Here is a 24,921-nt window from a genome sequence, read left to right on the forward strand (position 1 = left end):
ACCCCGTGCTCTCCGCGCGAGCGGAGGTGAACCGATCCACTGGGAGTGGAGTGGGAGACGGAGGCGGTGCTCTCCGCGCGAGCGGAGGTGAACCGTCGACGCTGTGGACGACGGACTCCGCCGAGGCGTGCTCTCCGCGCGAGCGGAGGTGAACCGCGGCAGTATCTGAAGCGGCACGGGCAGAAGGAGTGCTCTCCGCGCGAGTGGAGGTGAACCGACGCCCTCGCGGCGGACGCGGATCGGGCCGGTGTGCTCTCCGCGCGAGCGGAGGTGAACCGTCCGGCGTGGGCAGGGCCTCGATGTCCGCGGGGTGCTCTCCGCGCGAGCGGAGGTGAACCGTACAGCGTCAGGTACGGCGTGCCGCTGGTCGAGTGCTCTCCGCGCGAGCGGAGGTGAACCGTCGTCGCAGACCGCGGCCCGGGCGACGGTGATGTGCTCTCCACGCGAGCGGAGGTGAACCGCGAGACCTGCCTTCCTCCGGACCTCGACCTCCGTGCTCTCCGCGCGAGCGGAGGTGAACCGAGGCGGGCTCGCCCTCCCGCGCCGGATCAGACGTGTTCTCCGCGCGAGCGGAGGTGAACCGTACAGCGTCAGGTACGGCGTGCCGCTGGTCGAGTGCTCTCCGCGCGAGCGGAGGTGAACCGTCGTGGAGAACGGTGCCGTCGGCGGTTCGGACGTGCTCTCCGCGAGAGCGGAGGTGAACCGTGCCCGTCCAGGAGGGGCGTCTCGAGCAGGCCGTGCTTTCCGTGCGAGCGGAGGTGAACCGGGGTACGTGCTGGCCGACTCGGACGACGTGGCGTGCTCTCTGCGTGAGCGGAGGTCCTGAGCATCCCCGCCCGATAGAAGCGCGTCACGTAGCTCGGAGTCAGCCGGCCGCCCTAAGCTGGCTGAGTGATAGGGCGTCGAGTCTCCTGTCGCTACAGTCCGTAACTGCGACACAGATCGCGTCAATGGGGTACCGAGAGGCATCTTCGCTGCTCGCGCAATGCGATTCTCGTGCCTGCGTCATCGTGGCTGCGTTCCACTCGCCGCGAGGCAACACGGCCTCGGATCATGGTGAGGCAATTGCCTCACCACACCGGATTGAGCGGGATCGAACGGGACTTGGGAGGATCGAATCGGGTGGACATGTCCGGTTCCCCGATAAAACCGCAGGTGAGATGGGTCACCGTTTTAGGTTCGAGTCCCACCCGCCCCACTCCGCACCATGTGCGAAGAATCGTTCCGACCAGCGACTTTGCTGGTCGGGGCGATGGTCGAGGGGGCCTGGCGGGTCTTCCTCGATGAGGATTTCATGATCGGCGGGACGCATTCGGGACGCGCGTCAAGCCGCGGGACGCAGACTCTCGTTCGGGTCGTCTTCTTGGACGCTCCTGCCCGTCCGAGGGGCCTCGATCTGGTGGCTTGCGTCCTGTGGGTCGGGCGATGAGGAACCTCAGCGGCGCGACGCAGGGGCTCGATGCGTGATGCGCTTGTGCGACCCGGCCGTTACCGGTTGGGCTTCGCCGCGCTGATGTCCGCGAGTGCCGACTCCGGGTCCCGTTCTATGGCCAGGTCGCCGAGGGCGACGATGCCCACCACTCGGCCGTGGTCGACGACCGGGACCCTGCGGACCGAGTGCTTGCGCATCCGTTCCGCGACCTGGCTCAGGTGCTCGTCGGGGGCCGCGGTGACCACCTCCTCGCTGCACACGCCGATGACCGTCGTCCGGTCCGGGTCGGCGCCTTCGGCCAGCACCCGCACCACCAGGTCGCGGTCGCTGACCAGCCCGCGCAGCTCGTCCGCCTCCGTCACCAGGACGGCCCCGAGGTCCTGGTCGCGCATGAGGCGGGCCACCTCCCGCACGGAAGTGAGCGGTTCGACGGCGACGGGTGCGCCGGAAATGATGTCGCGTACTCGCTGGGCCATGGGACCTCCTTCGTCAGGCTCCGACGGTGCCGTCACCGTCGCCCGGCCCGGGTACCCGAGCCGACGCGCTCCATCCGCACCGCCGGGCACCGTCCGGCAGCACCCCCGGGCGCCCCCTGGTCGGATCCTGAGGCGGCCGGTCGGCTCAGGATCCGGCCAGGGCTTTGTGGACCTCGCGCACGAAGTCGTCGAGATCCTTCGGCGTCCTGGAGGTGACGAGGGTGTAGCCCTGGGCGCCGTCGCTCACCACCGCCTCGTCCACCCAGCTCTTGGCGCCCGCGTTGCGGGCGTCCGTGCGGACCGAGGGATAGGAGGTCAGGGTCTTGTCGCGCAGCACGTCCGCTTCCACCAGGGCCCAGGGGCCGTGGCAGATCGCGGCGATCGGGCGGCCCGCCGCCGCGAACTCCTTGATCACCTCAAGGGCCTTGGGCTGCAGGCGCAACTGGTCGGCGTTGATGGTGCCGCCGGGGATCAGCAGCAGCTGGTACGCGCCGGGGTCCACCGAGTCGAGCACGGTGGTCGGCTCGACCGTCTCGCCCGGATCCCGGTCGCCGACCAGTGTCGCGATGGGGTCCGAACTCACGGCTGCGATGGTGACGTCCGCGCCGTCGTCCCGTAGCCGACGGACGGGCACCAGCAACTCGTCCTGTTCGACTCCATAGTTGGTGACGAGCACCAGTACACGGCGGCCGTCGAGCGGCTTGTCGGACATGTGATGCGCCTTCCTTTCGTCACGCGGGCCTCGTGAGGTGTCTTGTCCGTACGAGGCTCCGGCCCCGGCAGCAGTCGGCTGCGTCTCTTGAGCCGTTTCTCCAGGGTGCGCCCGCAGGCACGCGAGCGCGCGTGGAGCGGCGGTTGTGTGGCGGCGCCCGTGTGGCGGCGTCCCTCGATTCTCACCCGACCGGCCCTGCGATTTCTGCCGACGATCGGGTACTCCACCGAGATGCGTACTCACAGCCACACCGTCCTGGCCGCCTCCGGTGGCGCCTCGCTGGCCCTCATCGTCGTCGGCGTCGTCGTGGTCGTCGGCCTCATCGCCATGTTCGTCGCGGGCCGCCGCCGCGCGGCCCGCCGCACGCAAAGCAGCACGCCCGCCCACGGCGCCACGCCCACCGGCGGCGAGGCGCAGCGAGGTGACACCTGGCAGACCCCCGACGACGACCCCGACCAAGGAAGCCCCCACCCCTGATCCGCGGTTTCGAACAGTCGTGCGGACGCGCGGGGCGAGGGTCCCGCTCTCGGCAGGGAAGGCGGCAGGGAAAGCGGCAGGGAAAGCGGCAGGGAAGGCGGCAGGGAAGTAGAAGGAAGGCAGGCATCCATGGCACTCGATCACTCACGGGCTCCCGTCGTGGAGGCGGTGGACGCTCATCGGCGCCGCGGCATGCTGTCGTTCACGCCCCCCGGGCACAAACAGGGCGCGGGCGCGGATCCCGACGTACGACGTCTCCTGGGGCGGGAGGTCTTCGAGCACGATCTCCTGGCCTCCGGGGGCCTGGACGACCGGCGTACGCGGGGCGGGTATCTGCGGGACGCCGAGAAGCTGATGGCGGACGCCGTCCACGCGGAGCACACGTTCTTCACCACCTGCGGCAGCTCCCTCTCGGTCAAGGCGGCGATGCTGTCCGTTGCCGGGCCCGGCCAGCGGCTCCTGGTCAGTCGGGATGCCCACAAGTCCGTGGTCGCCGCCCTGATCCTGTCCGGCATCGAACCCGTGTGGGTCGAACCGCGCTGGGACGACGAACGGCATCTGGCCCACCCGCCCTCGGCCGAGGACTACGCGGCCGCCTTCGCACGCGCACCGCAGGCCCGGGGAGCGCTGATCACCAGCCCGACCCCCTACGGCGGCTGCGCGGACCTGCGCGGTGTCGCCGAGGTCTGCCACCGCCACGGCCGGCCGCTGATCGTGGACGAGGCGTGGGGCGCCCATCTGCCCTTCCACCGGGATCTGCCCGTCTGGGCGATGGACGCGGGCGCGGACGTCTGCGTGACCAGCATCCACAAGATGGGCAGCGGCCTGGAGCAAGGGTCGGTCTTCCACCTCCAGGGCGACCTGGTCGAGCCCCAAGTGCTCAAGAACCGGGCCGACCTGATGGGAACGACGAGCCCCTCGGTCCTCGTCTACGCCGCCATGGACGGCTGGCGCCGCCAGATGGCGCTGCACGGACACGAGCTGATCGGCCACGCCCTCGCCACCGCCGACGAACTGCGGCGCGCCGTCGAACGGATCGACGGCCTCCACGTGAACGACGCGCGGGACTTCTGCGGGCCCGGCCGCGCGGACGACCTCGACCCGCTGCCCGTGGTCGTCGACCTGTCCGGGCCCGCGCTCTCCGGCTACCGGGCGGCCGACTGGCTGCGGGAGCACCGCTCCATCAACGTCCACATCGCCGACCATCGCCGTATCAACGTGCAGATCACCCACGCCGACAGCCGGCTCACCACCGAGCCCCTGCTGCGGGCGCTCCACGACCTCGTGGACACCGCCCGCGGCTGGGACAAGGCGCCCGTCGTGGCGGTGCCGAGCGCCGACGGTCTGCGCATGGAACAGGCGTGCCTGCCCCGGGACGCCTACTTCGCCCCGACCGAGGACGTCCCCGTCGGGCGGGCTGCGGGCCGCGTGGCCGCGGAAATGGTGACTCCCTACCCGCCGGGGATCCCGGCGGTCCTGCCGGGCGAGCGCCTCACCGAACCGGTCCTCGCCTATCTGCGGACCGGCGTGGCAGCCGGGATGAACCTCCCCGACGCCGCGGACCCCGCCTTCGACACCGTACGCGTGGTCAAGTAGCAGCCGGGCGGGCGGCGGGCGGCGGGCCGGGAGCACTCCGCGCCGCATTCGAAGCCGCGTGCGCCCCTCGATCTCAAAGATCGAGCCAGTGCTCGTCGCGGTCAGTGCCGCGCCTCTGCTGCTCGTCACCGTCAAGGCCGCGCCTCTGCTGCTCGCCGAGGTCGATGCCGTGCTTCCGCTGTTCGTCACCGTCGATGCCGTGCCTCCGCAGGTGCACGATCCGGTCGATGAGGGCGGGGTAGGGGATGTCGGCGCCTTCGGCCGCGTGCGCGAGAGCGCTGGTCGTGCGCAGTCCCGGGCAGGCGTTCACCTCCAGGCAGTGCGGTTCTCCCCGCCGGTCGCAGCGGAAGTCCGAGCGGGAGTAGTCCGTGTCCCCGAGGCCCACGGCCCGGTGGGCCCGCAGGGCCTGCTCGCGCAGATGCCGCTCCAGCCGCGGCGGGATGCGGGCGGGGCAGGTGTGGGACGCGCCGCCCTCGGCGTACTTCGCCCGGTAGTCCAGGAAGGGGCCGTCGAACACGTACTCAACGACGGGCAGTACGCGCGGGCCCAGCACTCCCACCGAGAATTCCCGGCCGGGCAGATACGGGGTGAGCACCAGCTCCTCGCCCGCGGGCACGTCCTGCAACACCCGGGACAACTCGTCTTCCCCGCACACCAGATGGAGCATCTCGTGGGCCGTGCCCGCCGCGGACTTCACCACGACCGGGCCGTCTTCGAGCAGCGCGAGGGGCTCGGGCGGCAGGCGCCCGTCGTCCGTGCGGTGCGCCGTCCACGGCCCGACCCGTACCCCGGCGTGCGGCAGCAGTTGCAGCGTGCGCCGCTTGTCCCAGGCGAGGCTGCACTGCGCGCTGCCCGCACCGGTGAAGGGGATGCCGGCCATCTCCAGCAGGGACTGCATGTGCCCGTCGCCGCCCCAGCCCCCGTGCAGCGCGAGGAAGACCAGGTCGGCGGCGTGCAGCGCGTCCAGCACGGGGCCGTGGGTGAGAACGGCGAACATCCGTCGCCTGTCCCGCGCTTCGTCCCTGTCGGGGAGGCGGACCGGTGAGGTGAACCGTGGCAGGGCGTCGGCGGTGCGCGTCGGCCCCGCCAGTACCGGGTCCGGGGCGGCCGGGTCGATCACCTTGACCTCGTGCCCGAGCTCCGTCAGCGCGCGGGCCACCGACAGGCCGGATTCCAGGGAGACGTAGCGTTCGAGGCTCTCCGCACCGCAGAGCACGACAATCCTCATGGACCAGCAGTACCCGTCACGCGGCAGGACTACCGCCCGGGGGTGTGTATCGAGCCGGTTCCAGCGCGGCGCGTGGCGGGGAAGCACGGCCCAGCCGGACCGGGTCCGGCTGGGCCGCGAGCGTGCTCCCGGACACCTGCGCCAGTGCGCGGAGCAGGCGATGGATCAGTCGTCGTAGAACCCTTCGCGGGTCACGATGCCGTACGTCCAGTCGTCCGTGTCCTCTTGCAGGGTGAGGGCCAGACTGCCCTTCACCCCCTTGAAACGGACCGTGACGTCCACGTACTTCTTCGGACTGACGAGGAAGTTCGCGACCATGGGCTTCCGCGCCGCGTCACCCCACTTCGTCACCCAGGCGTCGGCTGTCTCCTTGGCGTGCTCGTCGTCGTACGACAGCTTCGCGAGACCGTCGGCGTCGTGCCGTTGGATGCGGACGAGCGCCTTCTCGACGAGGGCCAGGGTCTTGGGGACCGGCTGGCCCGTCACCGACAGGTCGAGGTCGGCCGTGCCGTCCTTGACGTACGGCGGGGTGTGGTCCTCCGCGGTGCAGGCGCTCAGGAGCAGCGCCGCCGCGGCCAACGAGCCCGCGATGCGTGCTCTCCTCACTTGCGCCTCCCCGGCCTGATGATGCTGACTGCGGTGATCTTCTTGGGCTTGAGCCACTGGTTGAGGGTGGTGTGATTCTTGCTGCCGTGCTGGGTGATGTTCAGGTTGCCACGCTTGCCGCCGGTGACCACACCGGCGTGGTTCCACTGCCGGTCCTTCCGGTAGAACGCGAAGATCACGTCACCCGGCCGGGCGTTGTAGCGCGAGATCTCGCGGCCGCCCCGATGGTTCTTCAGGTGCTGGCGGAGGTTGGCCGCGGCGGCCCATGTGAAGCTGTCGACCCGCTTCCAGAAGATCTTCCCGCGGTACCAACTCGACAGGTTCCTGCGCGGGCCCTTCCGAATCTTCATCTTGCCGCCGTGGTGCAGGGCCTTGGACACGAAGTTGGCGCAGTCGTTGCCGTGGTCCCAGCCGATGTTGACGTGGCGCTTGGCCCAGGAGGCGGTGCCGCTGTGGTTCGGCGCGGCGTACGCGAGGGGCGGTCCCGCCGCGGCCGGGTCGTCGACGAGCATGCCGTCCTCGTCCAGCTCGGTGGGGAGCCCCTCGTCCTCGGGGGACACGATCTCCGCCACGCTGTCCTCGGCGGGCGGGGCGACGGTGGCGGCCTGGGCGGCGGCCTCGTCGGTGGGCATCGTGACCTCGACAGCGGCGTCGTCGGCTTCCATGCGCAGGACGCCGTCGGCGAAGACGAACCGGCCGGGGACCTCACCTTCCTCGGGCTCCTGGTCGCCGTCCTTGCCGGTGAGGACGGTCCGCTCGACGACCCGGCCGCGCACGACGACGGTGTGGTCCGGGCCCGGGCCGGTGAGCAGGTCGTCGAAGGTGGCCTCGACCTCCGAGAAGTGGCGGCCGTGGCGGGCGTTGGCCTCACGGGTGAGGGTCAGGTCGGGTTCCTGCCCGGCGAGCAGGTCGCGGAACATCGCCGCGTGCGGGGACGCGGCCGCGGCCTTCTCCGCGGTGGTGTGCGTGCCCTTGAGGAGCGCGGCCCGGGCCTTGAAGTAGTCCCGTACGGCCTGGGCATAGCGGTCCTGGGAGGTGACCGCCACCGGCTTCGCGGGCTCCGAGGAGGCCGTCTTCGACGTGCCGAACTCGGAGGCCGCACTGACCGTGACGGTGTGGGCGGCGCCGTTGGCGAGGCCGGAGAAGACCGCGCGGGTGTCGTCCACCGTCCTGCGGGCGACCTCGGCCGTGCCCTTGTGGACGACCACGGTGTACTTCAGGGCGTCGGTCGCGGAGCCCGGGTCCCGCGGGGCGTTCCAGGTGGCGAGGAGCCCGCCGTCGGCCGGAACGGCCTTGACGTCCTGCGGGACGCCGGGCGCGTCCGAGGGGATGTAGGAGATGACGAGCCGCGGTCGCTTCGCCGGGTCGGCGGCGCGTGCGGAGTGGTACACCACGCCGGGGGCGGCGTCCTTCTCGTCACCGAGCTGAAGGCTCAGACCGTGGTTCTCGCCGGTCTCCAGCCAGTCCGCCACCAGCGGAGCGACGTTCAGGTCCTGGAGAGGGAGCGGCAGCCCCTCCTCCGTGTCGAACGCCTCGTCGCTCGCCGCGGCCGCCAGGGCCTGGCCGCTCTGCTCGGGGTCCCACGCCTCGGCGAGGTCCTTCACGGTCGCGGCGGGCTCGACACAGTCGTCGTCGGCGGCACAGTCCGCGCGGTGCAGCTTCAGGCGGGCGTCGGTGATCCGCGCTCCGGCGGGGACCGCGGCCAGGTCCGCCTTGAGCCAGGAGCGCCAGGAGACGCCGCCGGGCGTGCCCACGCGCAGCGTCTCGTCACGGACGGCGGCGCAGTCCTTGCCCGCGCAGTCCTCGGCGCCGACCGGTGCGGTGGCGTCCGACAGCGCCGTGATCTCGACGGTCCGGGTGTCCGGCACCGGATCGTCCTTCGCGTCCTTCGCGGTGAACGTGCGCTTGGGGGTCCACGGGGAGCACGCGGCCTCACCACAGGCGCGCATGGCCCACTGGTACTTGGTACCCGGGACGAGCGTGCCCTCGGGGACCGCGGTCGCCACGCGGCTGCCGCTCTCCTCGGTGGACTGCGGCAGGACGACGCCGGGCAGTTCCTTGCCGGAGGCGTCGTACAGCGCGAACTCGCCGCTCACCCGGGCCTGGTCGGCGGACGTGACGACGCCCGACAGGAGCGGGGCCGGGGTGTCGGTCGCACCCTCCTGGAGCGTGGTGGGCAGGTCCGGGACGGGCAGCACCGCGGGCTTGGGGCCGACGCCGAACTGGAAGGTGCTCGTACCCGAGAGCAGCCCGGCCGAGTCGACGGTGCGGGCGTGCAGGGTGTGCCAGCCCTTGGCGGCCTTGAGCTTCACGGTCCCCGGCTTGCCGCCGGTGCCCGCCGGGTCGTTGACCTGCTTCTGGGTGTTCGGGTCGTCCAGGCCGTAAAGGAAGCCGCGGCCGTCGCTGGAGGTGGTGGTGAACGTGCAGCTCAGCTCACCGTTCTTGTCGGTCCACTCGTCCTGCGCGAATCCCTCGCAACTGACCGTGGGGCGAACGGGCTTGAGCGTGTTCACCCGGAAGGGCACGTACGCGCTCCACGGGCCGTGGGCGGTGCCGTCGTGGGCCCGGACGCGGACACGGTAGGCGAAGGAGCCGAGCTTCTTGTCCGCGGGCAGCGTCACCTTGGCGGTGGCGCCCGACGCGACACCCGTACTCGTGCCGGTCCAGGAGTAGGAGCCCGCGTCACCGGGGCCCGGGTCGGCGGTCACCTCGAACTGCGCCTTGACCGTGCCGCCGTCCGGGTCGGAGACCTTCGCGGAGAAGGTGGGGGTGGTGGAGGTGGCGTACGTCCGCTTGTTGAAGGTGTTGGCCGCCGACGGGTCGAGCTGCACGGCGCCCGGCGCCGCGGGCAGGCGGTTGTAGGTCACCGAGATCACCGGCACGCCGCTCGCGGCGTTGCGGGAGCTGAAGCGCTTCCAGGCGTACGGATCCTTCTCGTCCGCGGCCCGGATGCCCAGGACGTTCTCGTTGTACGGGTTGGTGGCCCAGGCCTGCGCGAGGTTCGTGATGTCGGCGCTCACCCAACCGGCCGCGCAGCCGCTGCCGAACCCCTTGGTCTGCGTGGAGGTCGCCCACTTGCGGTTCCACTTGGGCTGGCTGTCCCAGCGCGTCGCGGTGCCGGCCGAGTTGGTGTCCCACACCTCCCACGCACGGGCCTGGCAGGACCACGAGTGGTGGTTCCAGAGCTTGAGCGTCGCCGACTTGATCTCGGCGTTCTTCACCGGCCGGTTGTCGAACTTCAGGAAGGAACGGGCGACCTGCCCCGACCCGTTGTCGCCCAGCTTCAGCTCCTTGGCGGTGGACTGGTCGGTGGTCCATCCCTCCTGCACGAAGGTGGTGAAGGTGGACAGCAGGTTCACGGACGGGTCGACGGTGACCGGGAACCGGGTCCTGGAGTCGGTGAGGAACTCCGCGTCCGGGGTGAGCGTCAGGTCGATGACGTCGCCGCGCTGGGCGAAGTCCATCTCGACGGGCGCGCGGTGGGTGTGCTCGCCGGAGCGCTCGTCGACGCGGGCGTCCCACATGACGGGGGCGGGCAGCGTCCCCGCGGCCTGCCCCGTCCTGGCGTCGGTGAAGGTCACCCCGCCGTCCGGGGCCGCCTTCGCGGTCAGACCCTTCGCGGTGAGCGTCATGCGCACGGTGCCCGCGTCGTCCACGGCCGCGCGTGACTTGAGGGTCAGGAACTGCTCGAAGCCGGTACGGGTGGCCTCCACGACGAGATCGGCACCCGGCAGGGCGTCCGGGTAGGTCGCCCTGGTGCCGTCGATCCGGGGCCCGGGCAGGGCGCCGCGCCAACCGAGCTCGACGCGCTGACCGTCCGGAGACTTCAGGGACACCAGGGGAGTGGCGGCGGCCACCGGCCCGTCGGCTCGGAGCCGACGGGTGGCCGCCTTGTCGTCGCGCTCGGGCGCGGGGCCCGCGAGCGTGAGGTCCAGGGGGTGGGCCTTGGCCGCGACACCGCCGTCCGCCCGCTCGGCGAGATTGATGTCGACGCTCCGCCAGGAGCCGTCCTCCCCACGGAACCGCACCGGACCGGCCGATTCGTCCTCCGTCAGGGTCCCGTCCGGATTCGCCCACAGAGTACGGGTCTCGGTACGTCCACCGACGACCTCGACGCGCTTGCCGTCAAGGCGCGCCTTCAGCGCGGCGCTCGAGGTGTCCGTCGCGGGCCGCGGTGCGGCGGCGGGCCCCCGGCCGTCGGCCTTGTCGGTCTTCTCGGCCTTGCCGGGTCGCGACGCGGCGGTGGCGGTCAGGGCGGTGGCGCCGGATATGACGGCCTCGAACGTGAGCAGCCCCGACAGCGCGAGACAGGTGCTCAGCGCCGCCGCTCTCCGAAATGGGCGCCTTGGTGGGCTCTCTGACACGGGTCCCCTCCCAGTTAAAGAAAGTGTCAAGAAGGGGCAAAGGTATCGGCGCATTCAGGAGGTAGTGGGTGCCATTGGTCCCAAATCGGTCAGGTCCAAAGTCCGCAATGCCGTCCGCGATGCCAGGGGGATGTTTTCCGGGGGTGCTCCCGGGAATGGCGCCGCCCACCCGCCCCCGGTTCGGGGAGGGGTGGGCGGGTGCGGGTGCGGGCGCCGCGTGCGGGCTCGCTCTACAGGCCGTCGCGTACCTCGCGTCGCCTGCGGGCGATCGCCGCGAGCAACGTACCCGCCGCCAGCAGCGCCGCGGCGATCCCCGATGTCATCCACATGTCCCCGGATCCCGTGTCCGGCAGCGGCGGCGTCGGGGCGGACTCCGACGGCGAGGGGGACGGCGCAGGCGAGTCCGAGTCCGAGGGGGAGGGGGAGGGGGAGTCGGACGGGGACGGGGACGGCGAAGGGGAATCCGAGGGGGACGGAGACGGGGACGGGGAGTCCGACGGGGACGGCGAGGGCGAGTCCGAAGGCGAGGGCGACGGGGAGTCAGAGGGCGAGGGGGAGGGGGAGTCCGACGGAGAGGGCGAGGGCGAGGGAGAATCCGACGGAGAGGGTGAGGGGGAGGGGGAGTCCGAGGGGGACGGCGAGGGCGAGTCCGACGGGGACGGGGACGGCGAGTCCGACGGGGACGGGGACGGCGACGGGGAGTCCGACGGCGAGGGGGAGTCCGACGGTGACGGCGACGGCGCCGGGCGGATCTCGTCCACCACCCACGGCGCCTCCGTCGCGAGCAGCCGCCGCGTCGTCCCGTCGGGCTGGCGGCGGTCACCGGCGATGGCGACCTTGTTCCAGGTGCGCTCGCCGCCCTCGAACGGCTCCCCGCCGGGGCCGCGTTCGGGCACGTCCATGGTCCAGCGCAGCGTATAGCGCTCCCCGGCCGAGAACACATGGTCGCCGAAGTCGAAGCGGACCGAGCGGATCCGGCTCCAGTCGGTGACCTGACCGGCGGGCACGAAGGTCGGGTCGGGTCGGCCGTCGCACTGGAAGGGGGCGCTCTTGTCCGGGGTGTTGTCCATCTCGGGGCGGCACGGGTCGGCCTTCTCCGAGTAGGTGAGGGTCACGGGCGCCGAGCCCGCGTCGATCGGCCCGGTGAGCCGGGGCCGCCACTGGCTGGTGACGTCGTCCTCGTACCGTCCGCTGGTGACGCCCGTGGTGCCGGGGGCGGGCAGCAGGTCGTAGGCGACGACGTTGGTGAGGGCGGTGTTGCCCATGTTGCCGAGGACGGTGCGGTACTCGACGGTGCCGCCGATCGTCGACCGGCCGACCTCGCCCTCCTTGCCGGGGACTTCCGCGGAGCCCTTGAACGCCTCGTCCTCGTCGCCCTTGACCTCCTTGGTCACGAACAGCGCGGAGGACTCGGCGATCGCGAAGTCGTCGGTGGCCTCGGCGACGTTCTCGCCGGTGTCGCCGTCGCCGTCGATGTCGTGGCGGTCGGTGGTGCGGGTGTTGACGGGCCGTTCGGCGTCGTAGAGCCCGGCGCGGTTGCCCGCGTAGTCGGCGTCGCCCGGTGAGCCGCCGTAGGTGCCGCTGGCGACGCCGGGCTCGACGGTCGTGCGGAAGGTGTAGACGCAGGAGGAGTCGTCGGCGGGGATCTCGGCGCCGGGTTCGGCGGTGAGTTCGACGCGGGTGCGGCCGTCCGGGATCTGGGGGCCTTCGGTGACGGACTCGGTGAAGCGGTCGCCCGCGGGGCAGTAGTCGGGCTGGTCGTCCGCGAGGGTCCAGGAGCCCTTCTCGTAGGCGAGCTGGCGGGGCACGAGGTCCACGAAGCGGGGGCGCAGCGGGGAGGAGCCGGTGCGGTAGCGGTCGTTGGTGAGGGTCACGGTCCAGGTGTGGTGGCCGCCGGGGCCGACCGGTGCCGGGTCGGTGGACTTGGCGAGCTCGGGCTGGGAGACCTCGGGCTCGATGTGGAAGCCGGCGCAGGACTCCTCGTCGGCGGTGCCGGCGGCGCCGGTGAGGCCGAGGCGGGCGCAGTTGTCGATGTCGCCGCTGCCGCCGGGGATCTCGGAGCCGTCGGCGCGGCCGGAGATCTGCACGACGAGGTTGGTGCCCGCGGGCAGCCGCGGCACGTCGACGCGTACGGCGACGAGGTCGCCCGCGCGGCTGAGGTCGATGGTCTGCCCGGACGGGGTGATGGTCTCGGTGCTGCCGTCGCGCCGGGTCACGACCACCGACCAGTCGCCGCCGTAGGTTCCGCCGGAGGGGGTGGACAGGCTGAGTGTCCGCGGGTCGAACCCGCGGGGCAGGGTGTCGCTGAGGCGGGCGTCCGCGGCGTCGGTGCCGGTGTTGGCGAAGCGCAGGACGTACGAGACGCGCTGGCCGTTCGCGGCGAGCGGCGGGTCGACGGACTTGTCGAGGGTGCCGGACACCTCGCCGCCGCCGGTGCCGACGACGGTGTCGGCCGTGTCGGACTTGGTGATCTTCTCGGTCTCCGGCCCGAACGGGTCGCCGGTGACGGACGCGGTGTCGGTGAGGGTGGTGCCGTCGGCGACGCCGTCGCGCACCTTCACGCGGATCTCGTGCACGACGCCGTAGGGGTAGCTCTTCACCTGCGCCAGCTGGTCGCCGGGCCGGTCGGGTTCGGTGTCGACGGGCCAGGTGATGGTGCGGGTCGCCGCGTCGTAGGTGTAGCCCGCGGGGGTGGCGTCGACGAGGTCGACGCCTTCGGGGAGCACGTCGGTGAGGACGGTGTTCTCCAGGGCGAGGTTGCCGCGCGGGCGGTTGGCGTTACGGGGGTCGTTGGTGGCGGTGACCTTGTACGTGAGGGTCTCGCCGGGGCGGGCGCGGGAGGGGCCCTCCTTGCGGATCGCCGGGTTCGGCTCGGCGCTCACCTCGACGACGGCGTCGTCGGTGCTCGGGGTGCCGTCGCCGTTGGTGGCGGTCGCCGACATCCGCGCCTCCTGGCCGCCCGGCGGCGTCCAGTAGTCCTCGGTGGGCCAGCTCACGGTGAGCTGGGAGCTCTGCCCGCTGGCGATCGAGCTGTACGTGACGGTCACGGTGCCGTCGTCGTTCGAGGTCACGCCGGTGACGCCCGGCGGGTAGGGCTGCGACACCACGCCCTTGCCGGAGGCGCCGGGCGGGGGTGTGAAGGTGACGGTCACCGACTGGCAGTCGCCGGGGATCGAGCACTGGATGAACCCGTTGTACGTGACGTGGTCGCCCGCGGGCACCGGCGACGTGCCCGGGTCGAGGCGGACACTCATCCGGGGGTCGGCGCGGGCCGCGCTGTCGTGGGGCACGAGGGCGAGCGCGGCGAGGGCGGCGACGAGGACGGCCACCGCGGCGACGAGGGCGCGACGGTACCGGCGGGCGATGGGGACCACAGCACTTCCGACCACGAGGGGACCTGAGGACGCGTCAACTGTGGGGTGGTGGGGGGCGGCTTCGACCGCTACGACAAGGCGTTAAGCGCACGTTTCACCTGAAAGGCCCTTCCTCCGGACCGGGGCGCGGCCCGGTCCGCCGACGCCGTCGGCCCCTGTCGGCGCCCGCCTGACCCGCACGGTTGGCACCGGCCTGGGCTCGCGCAGCAGCTCGTGGACCGGGGGTGTCAGGGGCGTGGGCCCATCGGGCACGCCTCAGGGGGCGACGGCAGTGACTCCAGGAGGAACACCGCCGCGTCCCGTACGGACGCCGGGGCGCGGTCCGGGCCGTGCAGGAGGCGGCGCGCGGTGGCCCGCAGGCTCTCCGTGGTGCGCGCCGAGCCGAGGGCCGCGGCGCGCGGGGCGAGGTCCGCGACGAGCCGCTCCGCGTCGGTCCAGGCCCCGGCGCCGGTCAGGGCGGCCAGGAGGTGGGCCGAGAACAGGTGGCGGTAGGACGGGTCGCCGGGGCCCGTGGCGGCGCTGCGCAGCAGCGGGACGGCGCGGTCGAAGTCCCGCACGCGGGCGGCGACCCAGCCCCGGTGGCCGGTCAGCTCCCGCTCGTCGAGCCACCAGGCCCACGCCGGGTCGTGCCGCGAGACGCCGTCGAGGAACAGGCTGTCGGCGCGGGCCATGAGGTCCACCGGCTCCCGCCGGGCGCCCCGCAGCGCCGTCGCATGCGCCTCGCGGATCAGTACGAGGGCCGCGACGCGCGGCGGCAGCGGGCGGGGGCCCCGGGCCCGGGCGGCGGCCGCGAGGGCGGCCCGGGGGCGCCCGGTGTGGGTCAGGAGCATGCTGTCGTTGAGCAGGGTGAGGCGGGCCGTCCAGCGGTCGCCGCACAGCTCGGCGAGGGCGAGCGCGCGGGCGTTCGTCCGGTGGGCGGCCGCGTGGTGCCCCGCGTCGAAGAGGATCCACCCGACCACCTCGCACAACTCCGCGAGCACGGCGAGCCGGTCGCTCCCCGCGCCCACGAGGGCGGCGGGGTCGGCGGTCACCTCGGACACCTCGCGCACGATCGCCCGCACGAGGGGCACGGCGGCAGCCCCGCCCCCGGTGGAGTCCAGGCCGATCAGACGCCGGGTGACGGCACGGAGGGCACCGAGATCGGGTCGGTCGCGGGGGTCACGGATGCCCAGGTCCAGGCATGCGTCCGTGCCTGCGCCCGAGTCCGCGCAGTGGTGGCCATGGCCGCCCAGGCCCACGCCCATGCCCACACCGACGTCCACACCCACGCCCAGCCTCCCCCCGTCCACCCCTCCCTCGATCATGTCAAACCCCGCGCCTACCCCCGGAAATCCGCCCGACCGGGCCCCTCCGCCATCCCGGCCGCCGCCTCCGCCCGCGTGGGCGCCTCCGCCCCGCCCCACTCCATCCGCGACCAGGGCAGGGCCAGTTCCGCCAGGGAGGCCACCGTGCGGGGCGCGAGGGTGTCCAGGTCGGTGGCTTCCGCGTGGCGGGCGAAGACCGTGTCGACGTATCGGTGGCCGGTGTCGGCCGCGATGAACACCGTGGTGCCGCCGGGGACTTGGGCGTGCTCCCAGCGGGCCGCCGCGTAGCTCGCGCCGGTGGACAGGCCCGCGAACACGGCGTGGCGGCGCAGCAGGTCGACGCTTCCGGCGAGGGCGGTGTCGAACGACAGCCAGTGGACGGTGTCGTACGCGGTGTGCGACACGTTGGCGAACGGGATCGAGCTGCCGATGCCCGCGATGATGATCTCCGGGTCGGCCACGTGCTCGCTGCCGAACGTGACGCTGCCGAAGGGCTGCACGCCCGCGAGCCGCACCGGGCCCGCCCCGTCCGCGCGCAGGTAGCGGGCCAGGGCGCCGGTCGACGCGCCCGAGCCCACCCCGCCGACCAGGGTGAGCGGCGATCCGTCCGCGGGCGCCGCGGCGCGGACGCGGTCGGCGATCGCGCGGTAGCCGAGATAGTGGATGTCGTCGTGGTACTGCCGCATCCAGTGGTACTCGGGGTGCACGCGCAGGATCTCGTGCACGCGGGCGACCCGCCGCTTCTGGTCCAGCTTCAGGTCGGAGCTGGGTGGCATCTGCTCCAAGTGCGCGCCCAGGATGTCGAGTTGGGTGCGCAGCGTGTGGTCGACGGTGGTGGAGCCGATGATGTGGCAGCGCATGCCGTAGCGGTGGCAGGCCAGGGCGAGGGCGTACGCGTAGATGCCGCTGGAGCTGTCGAGGAGGGTGTCGCCCCGGCGTACCGCGCCCGTGGCGAGCAGATGCCGGACCGCCGCGAGCGCCGACACGACCTTCATGGTCTCAAAGCGCAGGCAGATGAGCCCCTCGTCGACACGTATCAGGTCGGGGCGGCCGATCGCCTCCGCGATGTGCTCGTCCGTCCCGGCCTTCTCGCGCATCTCTCCCATCTCGTCTATCTCGTCCGTCTCGTCCGTCTCGGCCATGCGGGGACTCCTCGCTGGTGGGTGCGCTTGTGCAAGGGGTGGGTGGTGGGGGTGAGGGGTGCGGGGCGTGCGGGGTGGCGCCCCGTGAGGTCGTCGCGAAGGTGTACGTCGCCGGGATGCCCGCCGCCGTGAGCGCCTGGGAGCAGCGGCGCAGCCGCCCCCGCAGGTCCGGTGCCGCCGGGTCGAAGAGCAGCCCCGCCACATTGCCGCTGTGCGCGACCTGCACGCCCACGGCGCCGACCCGGCCCGCGATGGCCGTCAGCTCCCCGAACTCCTCGTGCGGCAGGACGCGTTGGCCGCGCCGGGCGCTCTCGGTCGCGACATGCCCGAGCAGTACCGGGTCCGCGTCGGCGACGGCCCGCCGCAGCAGGGCGCGCAGCCGCTCGTACGCGCGCACGTCCTCGTCGTCGTACCCGCGCGTCGGCAGCGCCAGGGTGTCCACGGGCCGCCCGCCGCCGAGCGCGCAGCCGACGACGACCGCGGGCGGCAGCGCGGCGCCCAGCTCCTCCAGGACCCGGCCCTCCCGCTGGGCGAAGAGCAGCGGGCGGCCGTCCAGCATCAGCGGGTCCGACGCCCGCTCCGCGCGCACCGCGAGCCGCGCGATGGCCTCCGGCGCGAGGAGCACCCCGAACGCGTCCGCGACCGCGCGCACCGCGGCGATCACGTCACTGCTCGACGAGCCCATGCCGAGGCCCACGGGGATGGCGCCGGTGAGCCTCAACTCGCCGCCGCACAACGGCTCCTGGCAGTGCGTCGCGCACTCCGCCATCGCGTACGTGGCGGCCCGCAGCGCCTTGGTGCGGTCGGCGGGCAGCACCGTCACGTCCTCGGCGCCCGGGCGGCGTACGAACTCCGCGCGGGTGCCGAGGGCGGGCATCGGCAGGGTGACCAGGCCCGCGCGGCGCCGCCCGCGCTCGTCGAGGAAGACGCCCTGGAGGATCTCGCCGTGGTGACAGGCGGCGTGACCGGTGCCGACCACGCCCTCCGGCGCCGCGTCCGTCACGACCCGCCCTTCGCGCGCGGCGCCGCCCGGTACCGGTACAGAGCCGTCGGCTCGGCGCTGAACTGCGAGAACGGGAACGGCTCCGCGGACAGCGCGGTCACCCCCGCGCCCAGGAACGCCCGGGCCACCGCGCTGCCCGACTGGGCGTACACGATCAGCGGCACCTCGCGTTCGCGGCAGCGGGCGAGGATCGTGTCGAAGGTGCCGTTGCTGAGGGTCATGCCGGTGGCGACGACGGCGTCGGCCGCGGCGAGCACCTCGTGCATGTCGTCGCTGACGGGGTCGCCCCACTGGGTCGTGCGCAGGTTGAGGTCGCACGGCAGCGGGTCGCCGCCGCGCTCGCGGATCGCCGCGACCAGCGGGTTGACGACACCGATGAGCGCGACCTTGGCGCCGGGCTCGATGTCGAGGAGGCCCGCGATGGCCGTGTCCCGTGCCACCGCGCGGACCTCCGGCGGGCCCGCGGGCAGCGTCACGGGCTCGGCGCCGGGGGCCTCGCGGTGCGGTGAGACGGCGGCCAGGTAGGCGTCGAGCGCGGCCGTCCGCAGCGCCCGCGGCGCCTCCCGGAGGAGCGTGGCGAGCGAACTGCCCGACGCGTCCCGGCAGATGGCCGGGTCGATCTCGCCCGCCTCGAAGGCGCAGCCGCCGAAGGCCCCGCCGACGCGCACGAGGACGTACTGGTTGAGGTAGGTGACATGGCCGCCCGCGAGACGCGTGCCGTGGTGGATCCAGAACACGCTGGTGGCCGTCAACTCGGCTGGATCGGGGCCGAGTTCACCGGCGAGTACGGCGGACAGGAGTTCGTCGACGGTCTTCACGCGAGGCCTCCGCGGATCAGCTGGGAAGCGGGCTGGGACGTGGGCTGGGACGTCGCCCCGGGCGGAAGCCGGAACTTGAGGAGGAACGTCAGCACGCCGTCCTCCCAGTCGTGCAGATGGTCGACCTCCGCCGTGAAGCCCCTGGCCAGCGCGTCCCCGACGATGGCGCGCAGATCGGCGGTGTTCGACACGATCACGTACACCTCACCGCCCGGCGCGAGCAGATCCCGCTCGGCGAGCTGCGCGAAGAACCGCGCGAGCAGCGGCGCCCCCACGCACACATTGCGTACGACGTCGGGGTCCTCGCTGACCGGCTGGCTGACCGCGGGCGGGTTGAACGTGACGACGTCGAGCCGGACGCCGTCGGGCAGTCCGTCGAAGAGGTCACCGACGACCGGGACGAGGTCCGCGCCCGAGCGCTCGCCGACCAGGCGCGCGTAGTGCCGGGCGGCCGTGGCGACGCTCTCGGGGTGCACGTCGAGCGCGTAGATCTCACGCGCCCCGCGCACCCCCGCCGCGACCGCCTCCACGCCGAGCCCGGCACCCATCGCCGCGTACCGGCGAAAGCGCGTCTCGATGCGGCCGTCGAGCAGCCGCTCGTGGACGAGGCGGCTGGTCCAGCCGGGTATGAACACGCCGGGCGGCACGTCGAAGGACCAGCCGTTCCAGGTGTACGAGCGGGGGGTGTGCAGGTCCGCCTTGGGCTGGTTGAGGGCGATGACGCGCGCGGCGGGCAGCGGCGGCGGCAACTGGTCGAGCAGGGCGGCTCCGGTGGCCGTGCTGTCCATCAGGTCTCCTTCGGGGTGGGGGAGTCGACGAGTTCGGGGGTGGGGGCGGGGTGGCCCAGGGGGGTGCGGGACGCGGGGACGGGGGATGAGGGGGCGGGGGAAGCGGGGGCGGGGGACCGGAGGACGTCCGGGGCCGCGGTGACAGGGGGCGCGGCGGCACCCCGGTACGCGACCGCGAGGTGCCCCAGCGCGTCCGGGCCGGTCACCGCGTCCACCTCGAACACCTCGGCGAGGAGCCGTGGCGTCAGGACCTCCCGGGGCGGCCCTTCGGCGACGAGGCGGCCGCCGTGCAGCAGGAGCAGCCGGTCGCAGTACCGGGCGGCGAGGGACAGGTCGTGCAGGGCGACCAGGACGGTCTGGTCGGTGGCCGCGAGCAGGCCGAGCAGCTCCAACTGGTGCTTCACGTCGAGGTGGTTGGTCGGCTCGTCGAGCAGGATCGCGTACGGCTGCTGCGCCAGGGCCCGCGCGATGTGGGCGCGCTGACGCTCACCGCCCGACAGCGCCTTCCAGGGGCGCTCGCGCAGCTCGGTGAGGCCGAGGCGGGCGAGGGCCGCGGCGACGACGGCCCGGTCCCGCGCGCCGAAGCCGCGCCACCGGTCGCCGAAGGGCGTACGGCCGAGGGTCACCACGTCCTCGACCCGCAGATCGCTGTCGGTGTCGGCGGCCTGCTCCACGAACGCCACCTGGCGGGCGATCCGGCGCGCGCTCCACGACCGGATCGGCTCCTTGTCGTACGAGACCGAGCCGGACGTCGGGGTGCGCAGACCCGCGAGACAGCGCAACAGGGTGGACTTGCCGGAGCCGTTGGGGCCGATCAGGCCGACCGTCTCGCCCGGCGCGACGTCCAGGCCGACGCCGGTCAGGATGCGCTTGCCCGCAACGGACAGGGCGAGGCCTTCGGCGGTGATCCTCACAGCTCCCCCCGCTTGCGCAGGACCAGCAGGAACAGCGGCACGCCGAGCAGCGCCGTGAACACCCCGACGGGCACCTCCTGCGGCGCGAACGCGACCCGCGCGAGCGCGTCCGTCCACACCAGGAACACCGCGCCCACCAGCGCCGACAGCGGAAGCAGCGTCCGGTGCCGCGGCCCGACGAGGAACCGCACGCCGTGCGGCACGATCAGGCCGACGAACCCGATGGCGCCCACGGACGCCACCGCCACCGCCGTCATCAGCGACGTCACGACGAGCAGCACCCAGCGCGTCGCCCGGACGTCCACGCCGAGCGACGACGCCGTGTCCGTACCGAACGAGAACCCGTCCAGGGCGGCCGAGTTGAGCCACAGGACGAGCAGCCCCACCGCCGTCACCGCCGCCGTCACCGCCGTGGTGTCCCAGCGGGCCGGGGCCATCGAGCCGAGCAGCCACTGCGTGATCGCCCGGATCGCCTCGGAGTCGCCGGACGCCATCAGGACGAGCGAGGTCAGCGCCGTGAAGAGCTGCGACACGACCACACCGGTGAGGACCACCCGGACCGAGTCCAGGCCGCCCTTCCTGAGCAGCAGCATCAGCAGCCCGAACGACACCGTCGCGCCCACGAACGCGCCGCCGGTCACCCCGAACGAGGCGGACCCGACGCCGAGCACGACCACCGCGACCGCGCCCGTCGACGCCCCCGAGGAGATGCCGAGCAGATAGGGGTCGGCGAGCGCGTTGCGCGTGATCGCCTGGAGCGCCGCGCCGCACACCGCGAGCGAGGCCCCCACCAGCGCCGCCATCACCACCCGCGGCACCCGCAGCTCCCAGATGAGCGAGTCCACCAGGCGCGGCAACGGCTCGACGTCCAGGCCCAGATGGAACCCGGCCGTGCGCACCACGTCGGCGTACGACACGTCGGTGGTGCCGATCCGGACGGACGCGACGAGGGAGACGGCGAGGGCGAGACCGGCGAGGAGGTGGAGGGTCGCCGCCGAGGGGGCGGACAGGCGCGCGCGGCGCGCCGTCCGCTCCGGGGCGGGGTCCACCGGGGGCGGTGGCGCCGCGATGTCCCGGGCCGAGGGGTGCAGCAGGTCCGTGCCGCCCGGGCTAGCGGGCATACCCGAGGTCCTTCATCCCCGCGGTGAGGCGCGGCAGCGCGCCGACCGTGCGGACCGACGGGTCCATCTCCGTGCCCGGGATCTCGATGAACCGCTTCTTTTCGACGGCGTCGAGCTTCGCCGTCACCGGGTTCGCGCGGATCGCCTTGAGCTTGTCGGCCGCGCTGTCGCCGGGCTTGCCGCGCTCCGACAGATCGCCGATCACGATGAAGTCCGGGTCGCGCTCGGCGATCTGCTCCCAGGTGACGGTCGGCCAGTCCTCGTCGATGTCGTCGAAGGCGTTCCTCGCGCCGACGGTCCGGCTCATCTCGCTGGGGATCGCGCTCCTGCCCGCGACGTACGGGGTGTCGCCGTACACGGAGTACAGCCACACGACGGTGGGCTTGCCCTTGACCCGGTCCGCGGTCCTCGCCGCCTCGGTGAGCGTGGCGCGCTGGTCCTCGACCAGCTTCGCGGCCCGCTTCTCGACGCCGAAGATCTCGCCGAGGTCCCGGTAGTCCTGGAAGAGCAGATCGAAGGGGGACTTCGTGCCCTTGGCGGCGTTCTGCTTCGGGCAGTCCACGGCGCTCACGAACGACGGCAGGCCGAGGTCGGCCAGCTCCTCGCGGGTGCCGACGCGGTCCTTGGTGAAGTAGTCGGTGAAGCCGCCGATGGTGAAGTCCGGGGTGGCGGCGCGCAGTTGCTCGCTCGTGAGGATCTTCGGGCTGAGCACGTCGACCTTGTCGTACGCCTTCCTGTACTCGGGCGCGATCTTCGTCTTCAGGTTGGACGTACCGGCCATGCGGTCCTGGAGGCCGAGTTCGAGCAGCACCTCGGTGGAGGACTGGTCGAGGGCGACGGTGCGCTCGGGCGGGCCGTCGAAGCTCAGCTTCCGGCCGCAGCTCGTGACGGTCGTCTCCCGGCCGCCCGCCCTGTCGTCCGACGCGGAGCCGCCGCCGTCGGAGGACGAACAGCCGACGGCCGTGAGGGCGAGTGCGAGGGCGGCTATGCCGTAGCGGGCGGGGTGGCGGTGGCGCATGGGACCTCCGGTCTCGGGTGGGACGCGATAAGGGTACTGTAATGGCAATCATTTTCATTAATGGGCTCCGGGGTGGCCGTCGCCGGTCGGCGGCGCGCCGCAGGTCCGCTTCAACTGCTGCTTGTCGCAGGCCAGTTGGGTGCCGATGCCGGGCCGCATAACGATTTCGAGATCCGTACGAGGGCCGTGGGAGGCCCGCGCGGACGATCAGGAGAGGACGTGCGTCACGTGGCGACTACGCCGATACGGACGGAGGCCGACGGGGCCCGGGAGGTCGAGGGGGTCGAAGGGGTCGAGGGGGCCGAAGGGGCTGCAGAGGCCGAGGGAGCCGACAGGGCCGACGGGGCCGAGGCGGCCGGGGAAACGGGCCGGGGGCCGGGTGTGCTGCGGGACCTGGCCTTCCTGCGGCTCTGGTGCGGGACCACCGCGTCCGGGCTCGCGACCTGGGCGCTGCCCTTCGTGCTCGGGCTCGCCGTCCTCGACCGGACCATCGGCGCGGCGACGCTCGGCCTGCTGCTCGCCGCCCGTACCGCGGGCTTCCTCGTGGCCGTCGCCGTCGGCGGGGTCCTCGCCGACCGGTACTCGCGGCGCGGCGTCGTCCTCTGGGCGGGCCTCGCCGCGGCGGCCGCGACGCCGCTGCTCGCCCTGGGCCTCGGGCGGTCGCTCCCGCTGATGCTCGCCGCCGCCGTGGTCGCGGGCGCGGGGCAGGGCGCGTGCCGCCCCGCCTTCCAGGCGCTCACCGCCGAGGTCGTCGACGAGGACCGCCGCCAGGCGGCCAACGCCGCGATGACCCTGTCGGTACGGGCCACCACGCTCGCCGGACCCTCCCTGACGGCGCTGCTCGCCGTCGCCCTCGACACCTGGACGCTGCTGCTCGGGATCGGGGTGCTGTGGCTGGTGGCGGCGCTGATGCCGGGGCCCGGGGCGAAGCGGCCGGGGGCCGACGCGGCCGAGGGCGCGGAGGCCGACGGCGTGGACGGTGACAGCGTGAGCGCGGACGGGCTGGACGGTGACGGCGCGGACCGTGACGGTGCCCGCCGACGGCCCTCGTTCCTCGCGGAGTTCGCCGAGGGGCTGCGCGAGGCGCGCCGCCACCCCTGGTTCCTCGCCGGGCTCGGCGCGCTCACCGTCGTCATCAGCACCGGCTACTCGGCGACCGGCGTCGCGCTTCCGCTGGTCAGCCGCGACAAGTACGACACCGGCTTCGTCCTCGCCGCCGCCATGACCGCGTACACGCTGGGCGCGCTCGGCGGGGCCGTCGTCGTCGCGCGCTGGCGCCCCCGCGCGCAGGGCTGGGCCGCGCTCGCGGGTCTCGGCCTGTACGGCTTCGCGCCGCTGAGCCTGCTGCTTCCCGTGCACTGGGCGGTCGTCGTGGCCGCGTACGCGGTGGCGGGGATCGGCATCGAGTTGTTCAACGTGCCCTGGTTCACGGCGACGCAGCGCGAGGTCGCCCCCGACAAGCTGGCCCGCGTCTCGTCCCTCGACTTCATGCTGTCCTACGGCCTCGCGCCCGCAGGGCTCGCCCTGATCGCCCCGGCCATCGAGCAGTTCGGGCCCCGGCCTGTGCTCGCGGTGTGCGCGGTGCTGTGCTTCGCGGCGCCCGCGGCGGCGGCGCTGGTGCCGAGCGCGCGCGGGTTCGCGCGCCGGGAGTCGCGTGAGGGGGGCGTACGGGATGAGTGACCCCCTGTCGGACGGCGGTCACCCACCGGGTGACGGTCAGCCGCCGCGCGGCGATCGCTCCTCGGCCACTGTGCCCGGCCGCGGCATCGTGCCGCCCCGCGTCCCGCCCGAGCGCATCGACGAGGCCCCCGCGCTGCTCGCCGAGCACGGCGCCGTCGTGCTCTCCGCGTACGCGACGGGCGGCGCCGACCCCCTCGCCCTCGCCGCCGCGCGGATGCTCGGCGCCCGGCTGCGCGAGCTGTACCCGCAGCGGCTGCGGACCTCGCGGGACGGCGGCCCCGTCCACCTGCACGCGGACAGCTTCGACGTGTCGGTGGACGTGGGCGGCGTCCCCAGCAGACGCCGCCACCCCGACGAGGACCACGTCTTCGTGCGCTGCGTGCGCCCGGCCCCGTCCGGCGGGCACTCCTTCGCGCTGGACGCGGGCCGGTTCGTGGACGGGCTCGCGGCGGCCGACCCGGAGCTGGCGGAGTTCCTGACGGGGTGCGACGTGGATCTGTACGGGGCGTGGGCGGGCCTGCGCGGGCTGCCCGCGACGCCGCGCGTCGGACGGCACGTGGAGTGGACGCGCACCGGGCGGCGCATCGTGCGGCGCACCGACGGTGCCGTGCCCCTGCACCGCGATCCGGACGCCGAGCGCGTCACCGCCCTCCTGGAGCGCTTCACGCGGACCGTGCACGGCCTTGAGGACGGGCTGCCGCGCTTCCGGCTCGACGCGGGCGACATCCTCGTACTCGACAACTACCGCTGCTGGCACGGGCGGGACGGGCACACGGGGGAGCGGTCGGTGCGGATCCTGACGGTACGGAGCACGGACGCGCGGTGACGTACGGGCCCCTCGGCCGCGCTCCCGGGCCGCCTTGGCGCT

General features: G+C 73.3%; 18 protein-coding genes and 1 CRISPR repeat array (1 of these 19 running past the window's edge). Of the genes, 4 read left to right on the top strand and 14 right to left on the bottom strand.

Going from position 1 to position 24,921, the window contains the following annotated elements; all coding sequences use genetic code 11:
• A CRISPR array of direct repeats spans positions 1 to 766; the repeat unit is 29 nt; unit sequence GTGCTCTCCGCGCGAGCGGAGGTGAACCG (it extends 1,215 nt beyond the left edge of the window).
• 722 nt (positions 767 to 1,488) lie between these two features.
• Positions 1,489 to 1,908, bottom strand: coding sequence for a CBS domain-containing protein (locus ACZ6AA_RS36565; protein ID WP_468449577.1), 420 nt, complete (start codon positions 1,906 to 1,908; stop codon positions 1,489 to 1,491).
• A gap of 145 nt (positions 1,909 to 2,053) precedes the next feature.
• Entirely contained in the window at positions 2,054 to 2,620 is a 567-nt protein-coding gene (locus tag ACZ6AA_RS36570; protein WP_468449576.1) for a type 1 glutamine amidotransferase domain-containing protein, read from the bottom strand.
• A 231-nt stretch (positions 2,621 to 2,851) separates the two neighbouring features.
• On the opposite strand from ACZ6AA_RS36570, the gene ACZ6AA_RS36575 reads away from it, so the two are divergent.
• Together ACZ6AA_RS36575 and ACZ6AA_RS36580 are read left to right on the top strand one after the other, a co-directional pair.
• Entirely contained in the window at positions 2,852 to 3,097 is a 246-nt protein-coding gene (locus ACZ6AA_RS36575; protein ID WP_468449575.1) for a DUF6479 family protein, read from the top strand.
• Between the two features lie 129 nt (positions 3,098 to 3,226).
• The gene (locus tag ACZ6AA_RS36580) at positions 3,227 to 4,693 is read left to right on the top strand and encodes an aminotransferase class I/II-fold pyridoxal phosphate-dependent enzyme (protein ID WP_468480874.1); all 1,467 of its coding nucleotides are present in this window, start codon (positions 3,227 to 3,229) and stop codon (positions 4,691 to 4,693) included.
• A 73-nt stretch (positions 4,694 to 4,766) separates the two neighbouring features.
• On the opposite strand, the gene ACZ6AA_RS36585 is transcribed toward ACZ6AA_RS36580, so the two are convergent.
• The 12 genes from ACZ6AA_RS36585 to ACZ6AA_RS36640 form a co-directional block, all read right to left on the bottom strand.
• Complete coding sequence (locus ACZ6AA_RS36585; protein ID WP_471462797.1) at positions 4,767 to 5,921, bottom strand: D-alanine--D-alanine ligase; 1,155 nt, start codon at positions 5,919 to 5,921, stop codon at positions 4,767 to 4,769.
• A 165-nt stretch (positions 5,922 to 6,086) separates the two neighbouring features.
• Positions 6,087 to 6,527 (bottom strand): hypothetical protein, encoded by a 441-nt coding sequence (locus ACZ6AA_RS36590; protein ID WP_468449572.1) that lies wholly within the window; start codon positions 6,525 to 6,527, stop codon positions 6,087 to 6,089.
• Positions 6,524 to 10,891: a DNRLRE domain-containing protein gene (locus tag ACZ6AA_RS36595; RefSeq protein ID WP_471462800.1), complete on the bottom strand. Its 4,368-nt coding sequence runs from the start codon at positions 10,889 to 10,891 to the stop codon at positions 6,524 to 6,526. Before ACZ6AA_RS36595 ends, ACZ6AA_RS36590 begins: the two co-directional genes overlap by 4 nt.
• A gap of 230 nt (positions 10,892 to 11,121) precedes the next feature.
• Entirely contained in the window at positions 11,122 to 14,280 is a 3,159-nt protein-coding gene (locus tag ACZ6AA_RS36600; protein ID WP_471462802.1) for a hypothetical protein, read from the bottom strand.
• Between the two features lie 212 nt (positions 14,281 to 14,492).
• Positions 14,493 to 15,533 (bottom strand): DNA-binding protein, encoded by a 1,041-nt coding sequence (locus tag ACZ6AA_RS36605; protein ID WP_471462804.1) that lies wholly within the window; start codon positions 15,531 to 15,533, stop codon positions 14,493 to 14,495.
• Between the two features lie 50 nt (positions 15,534 to 15,583).
• Positions 15,584 to 16,666 carry a pyridoxal-phosphate dependent enzyme gene (locus ACZ6AA_RS36610; protein ID WP_468480915.1) on the bottom strand — a complete coding sequence of 361 codons (1,083 nt, stop codon included), beginning with the start codon at positions 16,664 to 16,666 and terminating at the stop codon, positions 15,584 to 15,586.
• On the bottom strand, positions 16,569 to 17,690 hold the full coding sequence (locus tag ACZ6AA_RS36615) for a GHMP family kinase ATP-binding protein (RefSeq protein WP_471462806.1): 1,122 nt from the start codon (positions 17,688 to 17,690) through the stop codon (positions 16,569 to 16,571). Before ACZ6AA_RS36615 ends, ACZ6AA_RS36610 begins: the two co-directional genes overlap by 98 nt.
• Positions 17,691 to 17,710: 20 nt before the next feature.
• Positions 17,711 to 18,532 carry a Rossmann-like domain-containing protein gene (locus ACZ6AA_RS36620; protein WP_468449567.1) on the bottom strand — a complete coding sequence of 274 codons (822 nt, stop codon included), beginning with the start codon at positions 18,530 to 18,532 and terminating at the stop codon, positions 17,711 to 17,713.
• The gene (locus ACZ6AA_RS36625) at positions 18,529 to 19,320 is read right to left on the bottom strand and encodes a class I SAM-dependent methyltransferase (RefSeq protein ID WP_468480880.1); all 792 of its coding nucleotides are present in this window, start codon (positions 19,318 to 19,320) and stop codon (positions 18,529 to 18,531) included. Before ACZ6AA_RS36625 ends, ACZ6AA_RS36620 begins: the two co-directional genes overlap by 4 nt.
• A complete protein-coding gene (locus ACZ6AA_RS36630) occupies positions 19,320 to 20,234 on the bottom strand; it encodes an ABC transporter ATP-binding protein (RefSeq protein ID WP_471462809.1) in 915 nt (304 codons plus the stop codon). The genes ACZ6AA_RS36625 and ACZ6AA_RS36630 overlap by 1 nt, the downstream gene beginning before the upstream one ends.
• A complete protein-coding gene (locus ACZ6AA_RS36635; protein WP_471462810.1) occupies positions 20,231 to 21,355 on the bottom strand; it encodes a FecCD family ABC transporter permease in 1,125 nt (374 codons plus the stop codon). The genes ACZ6AA_RS36630 and ACZ6AA_RS36635 overlap by 4 nt, the downstream gene beginning before the upstream one ends.
• Positions 21,345 to 22,373: an ABC transporter substrate-binding protein gene (locus tag ACZ6AA_RS36640; RefSeq protein ID WP_471462812.1), complete on the bottom strand. Its 1,029-nt coding sequence runs from the start codon at positions 22,371 to 22,373 to the stop codon at positions 21,345 to 21,347. Before ACZ6AA_RS36640 ends, ACZ6AA_RS36635 begins: the two co-directional genes overlap by 11 nt.
• A gap of 402 nt (positions 22,374 to 22,775) precedes the next feature.
• Here ACZ6AA_RS36640 and ACZ6AA_RS36645 point away from each other — a divergent pair, with 402 nt between their 5' ends.
• Together ACZ6AA_RS36645 and ACZ6AA_RS36650 are read left to right on the top strand one after the other, a co-directional pair.
• A complete protein-coding gene (locus ACZ6AA_RS36645; protein WP_471462874.1) occupies positions 22,776 to 24,053 on the top strand; it encodes an MFS transporter in 1,278 nt (425 codons plus the stop codon).
• Positions 24,046 to 24,879: a TauD/TfdA family dioxygenase gene (locus tag ACZ6AA_RS36650; RefSeq protein ID WP_471462814.1), complete on the top strand. Its 834-nt coding sequence runs from the start codon at positions 24,046 to 24,048 to the stop codon at positions 24,877 to 24,879. The genes ACZ6AA_RS36645 and ACZ6AA_RS36650 overlap by 8 nt, the downstream gene beginning before the upstream one ends.
• The last annotated feature ends 42 nt before the right edge of the window (positions 24,880 to 24,921 follow it).

Source organism: Streptomyces sp. NPDC040610, assembly GCF_055594065.1.

Excerpts from the sequence above, each read along its gene's own strand:
- ACZ6AA_RS36565 (WP_468449577.1), bottom strand. The coding sequence starts at position 1,908 with ATGGCCCAGCGAGTACGCGACATCATTTCCGGCGCACCCGTCGCCGTC.
- ACZ6AA_RS36570 (WP_468449576.1), bottom strand. The coding sequence starts at position 2,620 with ATGTCCGACAAGCCGCTCGACGGCCGCCGTGTACTGGTGCTCGTCACC.
- ACZ6AA_RS36575 (WP_468449575.1), top strand. The coding sequence starts at position 2,852 with ATGCGTACTCACAGCCACACCGTCCTGGCCGCCTCCGGTGGCGCCTCG.
- ACZ6AA_RS36580 (WP_468480874.1), top strand. The coding sequence starts at position 3,227 with ATGGCACTCGATCACTCACGGGCTCCCGTCGTGGAGGCGGTGGACGCT.
- ACZ6AA_RS36585 (WP_471462797.1), bottom strand. The coding sequence starts at position 5,921 with ATGAGGATTGTCGTGCTCTGCGGTGCGGAGAGCCTCGAACGCTACGTC.
- ACZ6AA_RS36610 (WP_468480915.1), bottom strand. The coding sequence starts at position 16,666 with ATGCGCGAGAAGGCCGGGACGGACGAGCACATCGCGGAGGCGATCGGC.
- ACZ6AA_RS36625 (WP_468480880.1), bottom strand. The coding sequence starts at position 19,320 with ATGGACAGCACGGCCACCGGAGCCGCCCTGCTCGACCAGTTGCCGCCG.
- ACZ6AA_RS36635 (WP_471462810.1), bottom strand. The coding sequence starts at position 21,355 with ATGCCCGCTAGCCCGGGCGGCACGGACCTGCTGCACCCCTCGGCCCGG.
- ACZ6AA_RS36640 (WP_471462812.1), bottom strand. The coding sequence starts at position 22,373 with ATGCGCCACCGCCACCCCGCCCGCTACGGCATAGCCGCCCTCGCACTC.
- ACZ6AA_RS36650 (WP_471462814.1), top strand. The coding sequence starts at position 24,046 with ATGAGTGACCCCCTGTCGGACGGCGGTCACCCACCGGGTGACGGTCAG.